This window comes from Mycobacterium sp., assembly GCF_019243155.1.
In the GTDB taxonomy this organism is placed as follows: Bacteria; Actinomycetota; Actinomycetes; order Mycobacteriales; family Mycobacteriaceae; genus Mycobacterium.
Genome location: NZ_JAFAUS010000515.1, coordinates 1 through 13,265, shown reverse-complemented (window position 1 = coordinate 13,265; position 13,265 = coordinate 1). Strand labels below are relative to the sequence as shown.

General features: G+C 67.0%; 14 protein-coding genes and 1 pseudogene. 10 read left to right on the top strand and 5 right to left on the bottom strand.

Annotated features, from left to right (window positions below):
- Window positions 1-178, top strand: a pseudogene (locus JOZ00_RS26095) (GNAT family N-acetyltransferase); the annotation flags it as partial.
- A 3-nt stretch (window positions 179-181) separates the two neighbouring features.
- On the opposite strand, the gene JOZ00_RS26090 reads toward JOZ00_RS26095, so the two are convergent.
- From JOZ00_RS26090 to JOZ00_RS26080, 3 genes are read right to left on the bottom strand one after another with little or no spacing between them, the layout of a single operon-like run.
- Entirely contained in the window at window positions 182-1,111 is a 930-nt protein-coding gene (locus JOZ00_RS26090) for a class I SAM-dependent methyltransferase (protein WP_293350254.1), read from the bottom strand.
- Window positions 1,108-2,043: a class I SAM-dependent methyltransferase gene (locus JOZ00_RS26085; protein ID WP_293350251.1), complete on the bottom strand. Its 936-nt coding sequence runs from the start codon at window positions 2,041-2,043 to the stop codon at window positions 1,108-1,110. Before JOZ00_RS26085 ends, JOZ00_RS26090 begins: the two co-directional genes overlap by 4 nt.
- Window positions 2,044-2,051: 8 nt before the next feature.
- The gene (locus tag JOZ00_RS26080; protein ID WP_293350248.1) at window positions 2,052-2,963 is read right to left on the bottom strand and encodes a class I SAM-dependent methyltransferase; all 912 of its coding nucleotides are present in this window, start codon (window positions 2,961-2,963) and stop codon (window positions 2,052-2,054) included.
- Between the two features lie 243 nt (window positions 2,964-3,206).
- On the opposite strand from JOZ00_RS26080, the gene secY reads away from it, so the two are divergent.
- Genes secY through JOZ00_RS26040 form a run of 8 tightly spaced genes read left to right on the top strand, consistent with a single transcriptional unit; the run spans window position 3,207 to window position 9,688 of the window.
- Window positions 3,207-4,532 (top strand): preprotein translocase subunit SecY, encoded by a 1,326-nt coding sequence (gene secY / locus JOZ00_RS26075; RefSeq protein ID WP_293350245.1) that lies wholly within the window; start codon window positions 3,207-3,209, stop codon window positions 4,530-4,532.
- On the top strand, window positions 4,529-5,074 hold the full coding sequence (locus JOZ00_RS26070) for an adenylate kinase (protein WP_293350242.1): 546 nt from the start codon (window positions 4,529-4,531) through the stop codon (window positions 5,072-5,074). Before secY ends, JOZ00_RS26070 begins: the two co-directional genes overlap by 4 nt.
- A gap of 2 nt (window positions 5,075-5,076) precedes the next feature.
- Complete coding sequence (gene map / locus JOZ00_RS26065) at window positions 5,077-5,877, top strand: type I methionyl aminopeptidase (RefSeq protein WP_293350239.1); 801 nt, start codon at window positions 5,077-5,079, stop codon at window positions 5,875-5,877.
- 52 nt (window positions 5,878-5,929) lie between these two features.
- Window positions 5,930-6,475: a sigma-70 family RNA polymerase sigma factor gene (locus JOZ00_RS26060; RefSeq protein ID WP_293350236.1), complete on the top strand. Its 546-nt coding sequence runs from the start codon at window positions 5,930-5,932 to the stop codon at window positions 6,473-6,475.
- 32 nt (window positions 6,476-6,507) lie between these two features.
- Window positions 6,508-7,251 carry a zf-HC2 domain-containing protein gene (locus tag JOZ00_RS26055; protein WP_293350233.1) on the top strand — a complete coding sequence of 248 codons (744 nt, stop codon included), beginning with the start codon at window positions 6,508-6,510 and terminating at the stop codon, window positions 7,249-7,251.
- A gap of 13 nt (window positions 7,252-7,264) precedes the next feature.
- Window positions 7,265-8,476: an NAD(P)/FAD-dependent oxidoreductase gene (locus tag JOZ00_RS26050; RefSeq protein WP_293350230.1), complete on the top strand. Its 1,212-nt coding sequence runs from the start codon at window positions 7,265-7,267 to the stop codon at window positions 8,474-8,476.
- Complete coding sequence (locus JOZ00_RS26045) at window positions 8,473-9,075, top strand: DUF4389 domain-containing protein (RefSeq protein ID WP_293350227.1); 603 nt, start codon at window positions 8,473-8,475, stop codon at window positions 9,073-9,075. Before JOZ00_RS26050 ends, JOZ00_RS26045 begins: the two co-directional genes overlap by 4 nt.
- The gene (locus JOZ00_RS26040; RefSeq protein WP_293350224.1) at window positions 9,062-9,688 is read left to right on the top strand and encodes a class I SAM-dependent methyltransferase; all 627 of its coding nucleotides are present in this window, start codon (window positions 9,062-9,064) and stop codon (window positions 9,686-9,688) included. Before JOZ00_RS26045 ends, JOZ00_RS26040 begins: the two co-directional genes overlap by 14 nt.
- Here JOZ00_RS26040 and JOZ00_RS26035 read toward each other — a convergent pair.
- Both JOZ00_RS26035 and JOZ00_RS26030 read right to left on the bottom strand, forming a co-directional pair.
- Window positions 9,675-12,134, bottom strand: coding sequence for an FtsX-like permease family protein (locus JOZ00_RS26035; protein WP_293350221.1), 2,460 nt, complete (start codon window positions 12,132-12,134; stop codon window positions 9,675-9,677). The genes JOZ00_RS26040 and JOZ00_RS26035 overlap by 14 nt on opposite strands.
- A gap of 41 nt (window positions 12,135-12,175) precedes the next feature.
- Window positions 12,176-12,871, bottom strand: a complete 696-nt coding sequence (locus JOZ00_RS26030) for an ABC transporter ATP-binding protein (protein WP_293350218.1) — start codon at window positions 12,869-12,871, stop codon at window positions 12,176-12,178.
- An 80-nt stretch (window positions 12,872-12,951) separates the two neighbouring features.
- Here JOZ00_RS26030 and JOZ00_RS26025 point away from each other — a divergent pair.
- Window positions 12,952-13,265, top strand: a 314-nt coding sequence (locus JOZ00_RS26025) for a thiamine pyrophosphate-binding protein (protein ID WP_293350215.1), incomplete at its 3' end; no start/stop codon positions are given.

Here is a 13,265-nt window from a genome sequence, read left to right as displayed (position 1 = left end):
CGGCATGGTGTTCGGCGAGTTGGTCCGCGGCGAAGTGGACGTGCGGATCTGGATTCACCCCGACCACCGCAAGCGGGGCTTCGGCACCGCCGCGCTGCGCAAGTCGCGCTCGGAGTTGGCGTGGTGTTTCCCCGCCGCGCCGTTGGTGGTCCGGGCGCCGGCCGCCAAACCCAGCTAGGCGTTACTGCCGAACCGCGATTACCGAGATGCTGTTTTTCAGCGCCTCGCGGCTGTCGCCGGGCGGCACGGACAGCCCGGCGTCGGCGAACTGATCGGCGCGGTTGCGCGCCGAGATCTGCCAGCCGGCCGCACTCAGGTAGTCGGCCGCGGGCGTGCGCTCACCGTGATACACAAGTGTGGACACGTCGGTGTCGAAGCCGAATTGCCCCCAGCGCTTGGCCATTGCCTTGGCGCGCTTCTCCAGCAACGGGATCCCGTCGTGGTGGTATTCGGTCGCCAGCCGGCTGCCCGGGGCACTCAGCGTGGTGATGGCGTCGAACAACCGGTCCTGAGCCTCGGGCGGCAGGTACATCAGTAGTCCTTCGGCACTCCACGCGGCCGGCTTCGTCTCGTCAAAGCCGGCCTGCCGCAACGCTCGGCGCCAGTCGTCGCGCAGATCAACCGCGACGGTTCGGCGTTCGGCGGTGGGCTGGGCGCCCAACTCCGACAGCGCGGTGGTCTTGAACTCGATGACCGCGGGTTGATCGACTTCGTACACGACGGTGCCCGCGGGCCAGGCAAGCCGGTAGGGCCGCGAGTCCAGGCCGGAAGCCAGGATCACGACCTGGCGGATACCGGCCGCGGTCGCGTCGGTGAAGAAGTCGTCGAAATACCGGGTGCGGACGGCCATCATGTTGACCATCCGCTCCAGGTTGTGCTCCACGTCGGGATCCGCGTCGGGGTCGAGACCGCCTGTCTCATCGGTGATTTCGCCGTCGAGCACGCGGACGAAGAAGTCCGCGCCCACCGCGCGAACCAGCGGGTCGGCGTAGGGATCGTCGATGAGCGCGTCGTGCTTCTTGCCGGCCAGCGCCCGGCAGGCGGCGACCCAGGTCGCCGTCGCCCCCACGCTCGATGCCAGGTCCCAGGTGTCTTGGTCGGTGCGTGTCATGCGGCAGCCTTCCCGGTCAGCGTCGCGGTGAGGTATTTGATGTCACCGAAGGCGACCATCGATGGTTCGGTGGGAAACTCAAAACCGTTGTGCGCGTACATCTCCGGTGTGCTTCGCACGGTCGTCTGCCAGCCTCGTTCGCCGAGGTAGACCGCGACGTCATTGCGCTCGCCGGTGTAGACCAGGTCGGACCAGTTGAGATTCAGGCCCATCCGTCGCCAGCGTTCGCTCATCTCCCGGCCTCGCTTTTCGACGCGGTCACGCATGTCGGGGACATACCCGGTCCCGATCCGGCTGCCCGCAGCCGAGAGCGCGGTGATGTTCTCGAACAGACGATCCTGGGCGTCGGGCGGCAGGTACCCGAGCAGTCCTTCGGCGATCCACGCCGTCGGCTGGGCCGTGTCGAATCCGCCGGCCCGCAACGCTCCCACCCAGTCGTCACGCAGGTCGATCGCGACGGGCCGGCGATCGACTGTCGGCTCCGCGCCCAAACCAGCCAGGGTGCGGGTCTTGAACTCGATGACCTGGGGTTGGTCGATCTCGTAGAGCACGGTGCCGGCCGGCCATGGCAGCCGGTAGGCGCGGGTGTCCAGGCCGGAGGCCAGGATGACCGCCTGGCGCACACCGGCTTCGGTGGCGTCGGTGAAGAAGGTGTCGAAGAACCGGGTGCGCACGGCCATGCCCTCGCTGAGCCGCTGCGGGGTGAAGGCGGGATCGTCGTCGGACAGTTCGACTTCGCCGTTCATCATCCGGATGAACGCGTCCACACCGACGGCGTTGACCAACGGCTCGGCGAACGGGTCGTCGATCAACGGGTTCGGGCCCTTCGATGCCATCGCGCGCCGTGCGGCCACGGCGGTCGCCGTGGCGCCCACGCTGGACGCCAGATCCCAGCTGTCGCCGTCGAATCGCTTGGTTTCGCTAGATGTCATGACCGTTCCTATCTGAGCGTCGCGGTGACGGTGGTGATGCTGCGCAATTGGCTGAGACGATCGTCGTCCGGGAAGACGAGGCCGTAGTCGGCGAACAACTCCTGCCGCGGCCGGGTGACCAGCTGCCAGCCCTTGTCGGTCAGGTACTCGACGACGTTGCTGCGCTCGCCGTCGAAGAACAGGCCGGACAGGTCGATGTCGCAGCCCAGATTGGCCCACCGGTCGTTGAACTGCTTGGCCCGCTCGGACATCGCGACGCCGGTCTCCGCGTGGTATTCGGTGGCCAGCTTGCTGCCCGGTGCGGACAGCGCGGTGATGTTGTCGAAGAGCCGGTCCTGAGCCTCGGGGGGCAGGTACATCAGCAGGCCCTCGGCGCTCCAGGCCGTCGGCTGCGTCAGGTCGAAACCACTGCTGCGCAACGCGGCAGGCCAGTCGTCCCGCAGGTCGATGCTGACGGTCCGCCGATCCGCGGCCGGCGCGGCGCCCAGGGTCGCCATCGTGGCGCTCTTGAAGTCGACGACCTGGGGCTGATCGACTTCGTAGACCACGCTTGAAGCGGGCCAACTCAGCCGGTACGCGCGGGCATCCAGGCCCGCGGCCAAGATCACCGATTGCCGAATCCCGTCCCGGGCGGAGTTGAGGAAGAAGTCGTCGAAGAAGCGGGTGCGAACCGCGATTGAATCGGTCTCCAGTTGCAGGTCCCGTTCGCCGTTTTCGGGCGTGTCGGCGGCGACGATTTCACCGTCGACCAGGCGGCGGAAGAAGTCCAGGCCGACCGCCCGCACCAGCGGCGCTGCGAACGGATCATTGATGATCGGATTGGTGACCCCGCTGGCGACTGCGCGGGCCGCGGCGACCATGGTGGCCGTGGCGCCTACGCTGGAGGCCAAGTCCCAGGAATCTTGGTCAGTGCGTGTCATGGTGCTCCTCATTTATTTAGCAAATGCAACGAGCCAAGGAAACTGTACGCCTTACGGCTATGCGCCGCCTGTGACGTTTGGGTCGGTCAACGGGGCCGGTCAAAGGCCCTTGACCGGACCAGCCCAAACCAGCTGTTAGTCTCGTACACGGTTTGACGCGCTGTAATAAGGCGGCCGTACGTCCTGGCCTGCGGGTGTTGGGCGCGTAATGCAGGAAACCCCCCGGCCGCGCAGGAGGATAGAGTGCTTTCGGCTTTCATCTCATCGTTGCGGACAGCGGACCTGAGACGGAAGATCCTCTTCACGCTTGGCATCGTTGTCCTCTACCGGCTCGGCGCCGCGTTGCCGTCGCCCGGCGTCAACTTCCCGAACGTCCAGCAGTGCATCAAAGAGGCCAGCGGTGGTGCGGCCGGGCAGATCTACTCGCTGATCAACCTGTTCTCCGGCGGCGCACTGCTGAAGCTCACCATTTTCGCGGTGGGGGTGATGCCGTACATCACCGCGAGCATCATCGTGCAACTGCTCACGGTGGTCATCCCCAGGTTCGAGGAACTCCGCAAGGAGGGCCAGTCGGGCCAGGCCAAGATGACCCAGTACACCCGCTACCTGGCGATCGCGCTGGCCGTCCTGCAGGCCACCAGCATCGTGGCGCTGGCGGCCAACGGCGGGCTGTTGCAGGGCTGTTCCCTCGACATCATCGCCGACCAGAGCATCTTCACCCTGGTCGTCATCGTGATGGTGATGACAGCGGGCGCCGCGCTCGTCATGTGGATGGGCGAGCTGATCACCGAACGCGGCATCGGCAACGGGATGTCGCTGCTGATCTTCGTCGGTATCGCCGCCCGCATCCCGTCCGAGGGGAAGACCATCCTGGACAGCCGTGGCGGCCTCATCTTCGCCGCCGTACTGGTCGCGGCGCTGGTCATCATCGTCGGCGTGGTGTTCGTCGAGCAGGGCCAGCGACGCATCCCGGTGCAGTACGCCAAGCGCATGGTGGGCCGGCGTATGTACGGCGGTACGTCGACGTACCTGCCGCTCAAGGTCAACCAGGCCGGTGTTATCCCGGTGATCTTCGCGTCGTCGCTCATCTACATCCCGCACCTGATCACCCAGCTGATCCGCAGCGGCAGCGGTGGTGTCGGCAACAGTTGGTGGGACAAGTTCGTCGGCACCTACCTGTCAGACCCCAGCGACCCCGTCTACATCGGCATTTATTTCGGGTTGATCATCTTCTTCACGTACTTCTACGTGTCGATCACGTTCAACCCGGACGAGCGTGCCGACGAGATGAAGAAGTTCGGCGGCTTCATTCCCGGCATCCGGCCGGGCAAGCCGACCGCCGACTACCTGCGTTATGTGCTGAGCCGGATCACCCTGCCAGGCTCGATCTACCTCGGGGCCATCGCGGTGCTGCCGAACCTGTTTTTGCAGATCGGCAACAGCGGAACGGTTCAGAATTTGCCCTTCGGCGGTACTGCGGTTTTGATCATGATTGGCGTCGGTTTGGATACGGTCAAGCAGATCGAGAGCCAGCTCATGCAGCGCAACTATGAAGGGTTCCTCAAGTGAGAGTCGTTTTGCTGGGACCGCCCGGTGCGGGCAAGGGCACGCAGGCGGAAAAGCTCGAAGAGAAGCTTGGGATCCCGCAGATCTCCACCGGTGAGCTGTTCAGGAAAAACATCGGCGACGGCACCAAACTCGGCCTGGAGGCCAAGCGCTACCTGGATGCCGGCGACCTGGTGCCCTCGGAGCTGACCAATCAGCTGGTCGACGATCGTCTGAACGATCCCAGCGTTGCCAACGGTTTCATCCTGGACGGCTACCCACGGTCCGTGGATCAGGCGAAAGCGCTGCACGAAATGCTCGAGCGCCGGGGCACCGACATCGACGCAGTCGTGGAGTTCCGGGTGTCGGAGGACGAGCTGTTGGAACGGCTCAAGTCGCGTGGCCGCGCCGATGACACCGAAGACGTGATCCGCAACCGGATGAAGATCTACCGCGACGAGACCGCACCGCTGCTGGAGTACTACAGCAGCCAGCTGAAAACGGTCGACGCCGTCGGCTCTGTGGACGAAGTCTTCGCCCGCGCACTCAAGGCGCTGGGCAAGTAGTCGTGAATCCGCTGGCGCGGCTGCGCAGTCGCAAGGTAGTGCCGCAGCGCAGCGCCGGCGAACTCGATGCGATGGCGGCCGCGGGCGCCGTGGTCGCCAACGCGTTGCAAACGGTCCAGGCGGCCGCGGTTTCCGGGGTGTCGACGCTGGGGCTCGATCAGATCGCCGAATCGGTGATCCGCGAGGCCGGCGCGGTGCCGTCGTTCCTTGGCTATCACGGTTACCCGGCGTCGATCTGCGCGTCGGTCAATCAACGTGTGGTGCACGGAATTCCTTCTGCCGCAGAGATTTTGGCGCCGGGTGATCTGGTCTCCATCGACTGCGGCGCGATCCTGGACGGCTGGCACGGCGACGCCGCCATCACCTTCGGGGTGGGTAGCCTCGACCCGGCCGACGAGGCGCTCAGCCAGGCGACGAGGGAATCGCTGGAAGCCGGCATCGCGGCGATGCTGCCCGGCAACCGCCTGACCGACGTGTCGCATGCGATCGAACTGGGCACCCGCGCGGCGCAGGAGCGCTATGGGCGCGCGTTCGGCATCGTCGAGGGCTACGGCGGTCACGGTATCGGCCGGCAGATGCACATGGATCCGTTCCTGCCCAACGAGGGATCTCCCGGCCGCGGGCCGTTGCTGGCGCCCGGATCCGTGTTGGCCATCGAGCCGATGCTGACCCTTGGAACCGGCAAGACCGTGGTGCTGGACGACGAGTGGACGGTCACAACCTCCGACGGATCGCGCGCGGCGCACTGGGAGCACACGGTCGCTGTGACCGAGGATGGGCCGCGCGTACTAACCTGCAGCTAGAGGCTTGAACTAAACGCGCGTTCGACTCGTTTCAGTAGTCGGAGGTGATCGAGTGGCTCGTGTTTCTGGCACTCATAGAGCGTCCGGGGCGGCCGAGGCCGCTCTGATGAAGGCGCTTTACGACGAGCACGCGGCGGTTCTATGGCGCTACGCGCTCCGGTTGACGGGGGACGCGAGCCAGGCCGAGGACGTGGTTCAAGAGACGTTGCTGCGGGCTTGGCAACATCCGGAGGTCGTCGGCGACACGGAACGCTCTGCGCGGGCATGGTTGTTCACCGTCGCTCGCAACATGATCATCGACGATCGACGCAGTGCGCGGTACCGCAATGTCGTCGGTTCCACGGACGAAGCGGGGGCGCCGGAGCAGTCGACACCAGACGAGGTGAACGCGGCGCTGGACCGGCTGCTGATAGCGGACGCAATGGTCCAGTTGTCAGCCGAGCACCGGGCCGTGATCGAACGGTCCTACTACCGCGGTTGGACCACCACACAAATCGCTGCAGACCTCGATATCGCTGAGGGAACAGTGAAGTCGCGACTACACTATGCCATTCGGGCATTGCGACTCACTCTGCAGGAACTTGGGGTTACCCGGTGACGGGCTCCGAATACTTGAAGGGTGACAGGAAAATGGACGAGATGATGACGTCGTTGCACAGCATCGGCCCCCCCGAGGACCGCTACGCGATGTGGGATGCCGCATACGTGCTGGGATCGTTGTCCGCAGCCGAGCGCCGCGAATTCGAAATGCACATGGCGCACTGCCCGAGGTGCCGCGACGCCGTCGCCGATCTGAGCGGCGTGCCTGCTTTGCTGTCGCAACTGGACCGCGCAGAAGTGGCCGCGATGAACGAGTCCGGCTCGACGCCACCGGCGACACCCGAGATGTCGCCGCAGCTGTTGCCGTCGTTGCTGGCCGCGGTGAGCTTCCGGCGCCGACGCACGCGGGTGGTCACCTGGGTGGCCTCGGCGGCCGCGGCAGTGGTGCTCGGAGTCGGGGTATTCGTCGGCGTCCAGGGCTACCTCGCGACCTCGTCGCAGAACTCGACACAGCAGGTGACCGCTGCGGCCGCGCCGATGGCGCAGGTGGGCACCAACCTGCTCACCTCGACGGTTCAGCTGAGCAGCCAGCACTGGGGGACATCGATCAACCTGAAGTGCGTCTGCCTGGCGCCGCTGAACGCGCACCACGACACGCTGGCGATGGTCGTGGTGGGTCGCGACGGCAGCCAGACCCGGCTGGCGACCTGGGTGGCCGAACCCGGGCACACCGCCACGCCCGCGGGCAGCATCTCGACACCGGTCAATGAGATCGCCGCCGTACAGATAGTCGCCGCCGATAGCGGCGAGGTTCTGCTGCAGCGTTCGTTGTAAGGGTCCGGCACACATGGGTAGCCACCGGCGCTCGCTTCGGGTGCTGGTGGTGGGCGCCGGCGTGGGCGGCATCTCCGTCGCCCGGGGGTTGTTGCGTGACGGTCACGACGTCACCGTTTTCGAGCGGCGCCCCGATGTGCGGGCCGCCGGTGGCGCGGTGACGATCTGGTCCAACGGCGAGACGGTGCTGCGGCAACTGGGTGTCGACATGGACGGCGCCGGTCAGCTGTTGTCCACCGTGCGGGCGATGACGTCCTCGGGGCTACCGCTGGGGACCCTTGACGTGACCGGGATGGTGGACCGGCTGGGCGCACCCGTGCGGATGGTTCCGCGCCGGGTTCTACTGGAACGGTTGATGGAAGGCTTTCCGGCAGAACGCATTCGATGCGATTCCCGGGCGATCGCGGTGCTCCGCACGCGTAGCGGGGTGCGGGTCGAGTTCGACGACGGCAGCTCCGCCGAGGGCGATGTGCTGATCGGCGCCGACGGCCTGCGGTCGATGGTCCGGAACAGCGTCGGCGCCCCGGCGGCGAAGCACACCGGCTGGTCCAGTTGGCAGGGGCTGGTCACCCTTCCGGATGTCCCGGACAAGGACGTCGCGTTCGTGATCGTTGGCGGGCACGGCAATCTCGGCGTGTGGCCGGCCGGCGGCTCCGAGGTGCAGTGGTGGTTCGACCTGCCGTGGTCGCCGGAATTCGTTCGGCCGCAACGCCCGATCGAGGTGATCCGGTCCAACTTCGCCGGCTGGTCCGAGTTGGCCGATCGCGTGCTCGCGACGTTGAGCGACGACGATCTGGCCCGCTCGCCGTTTCCGCATTTCCGGCACCCGATTCCGCACGCGGGTCGAGGGCCGGTCACCCTGCTCGGCGACGCCGCCCACACGATGCCACCCACCCTGGCACAGGGGACCAACCAGGCCCTGCTCGACACGATGGTGTTGTGCAAGGCGTTGCTGGACGTCGGGAGCGACGGCGGCAGTGCCGATCTCGTGAGCGCGCTGCGCTGGTACGAGAAGACCCGGCGGCGCAAGGTGATGGCCGTGTCGAGGGTGGCGTCGCTGCCGGTCTCGCACGGCGAGGCCGTGTTGCGACCGGCCGCCCTGATCCCGGACAGGTTGCAGTCCTGGGCGCTGACAACGTTTTTGCGCTGGACCAGCCACCGGCGGATGTCCGCGGCGATCAGCCGGGAGCTTGCGGGGGCGATGGTGATTCCGGCCAGGCCGTGACCAACACGGACAGCCCCGTGAATGTCCGGGGTGACTACGACTCGCCCTCGCGCTGGCTCTGGCTGGTGAAGTGGTGTGTGCTGGCCGTGCCGCACTACCCCATATTGATCGGGCTCTACCTGGTGTACCCGCTGTCGACGATCCTCGCCGGCATCGTAATCCTGTGCACAGGAAGGTATCCGCGGCCGTTGTTCGATTTCAACGTCGGGACGTTGCGCTGGTCGTGGCGGGTCATGAACTTCCGGTTCCCGATGAACAGCACCGACAGGTACCCGCCCTTCACATTTGCGTCGCGGCCCGACTACCCGGGCGATCTCGAGGTCGACTATCCGGAGCGGCTCAGGAAATGGGCCGTGCTGGTCAAGTGGCTGTTGGCGATCCCTCAGGTGCTGCTGTGCTGGTCGCTGGAAGCGCCGCTGCAGGTGCTGTGCGTGATCGCCGCGGTGTCATTGTTGTGCACCGGGACGATTCCGCCGGGCATGCGCGATCTGTTGATGGGCATCGTGCGCTGGCGTTATCGGGTGGCCGTGTACGTGTCCTTGATGGACGACCGATACCCGCCGTTCCGAATGGATTTGGGGTCAGATGACGCGTCGTAATCCGTTGTTTCCGTATGTCTATCGATTCGGGCAGCCGGTTTTCGACCGGCTGTTCTATCACCGGTATCGCCGAGCCGCGATCGCCAACGCGACGGGCCGGCTGCTGATGGTCGGCCTGGGTCCGGGAACCGACCTGACGTTCTTGCCCGCCGCGGTGACGTCGGTCGCCGCTGTGGAGCCGGAGGCGAGGTTCCGCCGCATGGCCACGGCCTTGGCTCGCCGCCACGGCGTCGCGGTCGATATCGTGGACGGGACCGGTGAGTCGATTCCGTTCCCGGACAACAGCTTCGATTCGGTGCACATCGGACTGGTGCTTTGCTCGGTCGACGACGTGGCCGCCACCCTCGGTGAGATCCGGCGGGTGCTCGCACCCGGAGGCAGGCTGGTGGTCCTCGAGCATGTGCGCGGCGAGGGTGTGACGGGCCGGTTCCAGGACCTGGTCGCAAAGCCGTGGTCGTGGTTAAGCGGCGGTTGTGAGCCGAACCGGCGAACCCTGGACGCCATCGAGGCGGCAGGATTCGATACCGCTGCGCTGCAATGGATTCCGCGCACACCGGTGCCTTTTCCGTGCAAGCCGCATCTGCAGGGATTCGCCACCCTCAGTCGACGCTGACGGCCTCGATGATGTTCAGGCGGGCCGCGCGCCGCGCGGGTGGCAGCGAGCCGAGCAGGCTGATCGCCAGCGCGCCGAGGGTGAAGGCCAGCGCCATCGAGCTCAGGTGAAAACCGACGCGGAAGTTCATCAGGTCCCCGCTGACCATGCTGAACAGCCACTGGTCGGTCAGGCCGAACGCGAGCCCTAAAACGCCGCCGACGACGCCGATTCCGGCCGCCTCGGCCAGGACCATCCGTAGTGTGAACCGGCGACTGGATCCCATCGCCCGCAGCACACCGAGTTCGCGACGGCGTTCGGTCACCGAGAGTGTCAACGTGTTGAGGAGCGCGACGGCCGCGACGGCCACCACGATGATCCACACGGCGTTGGCAATGAACATGCTCTGGTGCAGCGGGGCTTCGAGCCCGGCCAACGCCGTGCGGCCGTCGTACACCTGGTTCGGCGCCGGCACCACCCCGCGGACCGCCGCCAACAGCCGCGCCGGATCCGTACCCGGGGCCGCGATGATCTGGAGTGTCGTCGCTGCAGGGCGGTCGAACCAGGTCCGCATGTCATCGAGGTCGATTCCGACGGTGCCGATGACCGTCGAGAAGAACGGCACCAGGGCAAGCACTTTCGTTTCCCGGGGGCCGCGCGGCGTCTGCAGCCGCAGTTGGTCGCCGGCCCGGACGTGCAGAGTCTTGCCCAAATTCTGCGTGAGCACCACGCCGCGGCCGGCGAGCACCTCGGCGCGCAACTGATCGTCGAGCGCGCGGAAGAGCGCGTCGTGGCTTCCCGCGGAGAACCCGTCGAGCAGGACGCGGGTGCCACCGACGACGGCGAACGCGAATGCGCCCTCGACGACGTGGGCCACGCCCGGCACCCCCGCGACCTTGCCGCTGAGGCCTTGCGGCAGAACGTCAGTGGGATAGCTGTCGGGTGGATCCGCGCTCACCCAGACGTCGGTGTCGGCGACCGGCGAAAAGATGTCACGGGCCGAGCGGATCATGTCGGCGTTCGTGCCGGTAATCACGACGGTGGTGACGACGCCGATGAGCACGGTCATCACCGTCGCCCACACTCGCCGCGGGGCGCGTTCGATCGTCGCGGCCGCGAGCGCCCCGAATGATCCGAACACGCGAGCCGTTGCGGCCGTGGCCCTCACGATCGCGGCGGTGAGCGCGAAGCCGACAGCGATCTCGGCACCCAACAGGGCGGCCATCGCGACAAAGGCGACGGTGCCGCGCTGGCCGACGAAAATCGGGATCGCCACCGCGAACACCGCGACGGCGCCCACCCCACTGGCGATCCGAAGCCAGCGTGGCACGGCATCGGCCGCCGAAGCGCCGACGGGTGCGAGCGCCTCGATCGGTGACACCTTGTACACCTGCCGCGCGGCCATCGCCGACGCCAGCACGCTGGTGAGCACCGTCGCCGCCAGCGCCAATGGTATCGCGTAGCCGGGAAGCCCGTACTCGATCCGGGCCTCCAGCCCTTGGGTCACCGCCGGAGGCAATCGTCCAATTGCGATGTGCCCGGCCAGAATTCCGGCGCCAGAGCCGATGGCGCCGCCGATCAGCCCGAGCACGGCCGCCTCCGCAAGCATGTCACCCACGATCGTGGCGCGCCGGCCGCCGATCGCGCGCAGCATCGAGATGACGGGCCTGCGTGCGGTGATCGCCATCGTCATCGTCGTATAGATCAGAAACGCGCCCACCACCAGCGCGACCGCCGCACCCAGCAGCGCCATGTAGTTCATCAGCTTGACGCCGTCGCCGGCCCGGGCCGCCCGGAAACTCGGGTCCGCGACGACGGCCCGGCCGTTGACGGCGGCGCTGACCGCGGCGCGCACGGCGGACGGGTTGGCACCCGGTTTGGTGGTGATCAGGATCGAGTCGAGTTGGCCGGTGCGTCCGGCGACGTTCTGCGCCAAGGCAAGTGGGGCAAGGACGTAGTGGCCGCCGTTGAGGCTCGCATATTGTTTGCCCGCGAGCACCTCGGTGACCGTGACCGATCCCGAGCCCAGGTGGAACGTCTGCTCTTTGGCGTAGCCGACGTTCGGCCCGACCTGGACGCCGTCGGGCGTCGACGACATCGCGTCGAGCGGTCGCGAGACCGCATCCTTGAGGGCGCCGCCCAAGTCGGCGGTGCGCTTGTCGGCGCCGAGCAGCAGCACCGGACCCGACGGTGTGGACGCCGACGTCCGTATCATCGGCGCCGCGGTGGCGACGCCGGGAACGGCGGCCACGTCGGCCAGCACCGCATCGGAGAACCCGGCGTCGGTGATGCCCGAGACCTCGAGCGCCGCGACGCCGGCGATCCCGTCGGACAGCCGGTTGACCGATCCGGTGATCGACCCGAAGATGCCGAAGACCGCAACCAAATATGTTGCCGATACTGCCATTACGGCGATCGATGCGACCGTGCGACGGCGGTGCACGGCGAGCTCGCGCAAGCTGAACACGCGTAGCCTGCTCGCCGCGGTCGCCACCGCGGACGCCGGTCTCACCTCAGGACCGCCGCTACGTCGGAACCGACCCGACCGTCCTGCAGGGTGATCACCCGATCGGTGGCCGCGGCGGCCTCCACGTTATGGGTCACCATTACCACCAGCCGGCCGCCACCGTCCTCGTGGGCCACCTCGGCGAGCAGCGTCAGGATCGCCGCGCCCGTCGCGGAGTCGAGGTTTCCGGTGGGTTCGTCGGCCAGGATCAACGGCGGGTTCATCATCAACGCGCGCGCCACCGCCACCCGCTGCATCTGACCGCCGGACAGCTCCGCGGGCCGGTGCTGGGTGCGGTTGCCGAGGCCGACCCGTTCCAGCAGCCGAATCGCGTCCGGTTTGGCTTTGCCCAGCCGGACGCCGTCGAGGAGTTTGGGGACCGCCACGTTCTCCCAGGCCGACAGCGTCGGCAGCAGGTTGAAGAACTGGAAGATGAATCCCACCCTGTGATGGCGGAACGCCGACTGCTGTTCATCGCTGAGCCGGCCGATCTCTTTGCCGTCGAACGTGATCGACCCGGAATCGGGGGAGTCCAGGGCCCCGAGCAGATGCAGCAACGTGCTCTTGCCCGCCCCCGACGGCCCGACGACCGACACGAACTGGCCGCCCTCGAGTCGCAGGCTGATCTCGTCGAGCGCCCGGACTGGTTGACCGCCGACCCGATACTCGCGCACCACGTCGGACAGTTCGATGGCCATTTAGACACCACGGGGGCCGCCGACAAATGGTTCACTTCCCGGGCGTGAACCGATCCAGCGCCCGGCTCGTATCTCAAGACATGTCAGGCAGGCATCGGGTGGTCGACCACATCGTCGGACACCTCGCCGCACTCGGAGTCGACCACGTCTTCGGTGTCGACGGCGCCAACATCGAGGACCTGTACGACGCCGCCTACTTCCGGCCCGAGGTCAACGCGGTGCTGGCAAAACACGAGTTCTCCGCGGCCACGATGGCCGACGGATACAGCCGAAGCGGGGCCGGTCTCGGAGTGGTCGCGGCGACCTCGGGCGGCGGCGCGCTGAATCTGCTCGCGGCGCTGGGCGAGTCGCTCGCCAGCCGCGTCCCGGTACTCGCCCTCGTCGGCCAACCCGC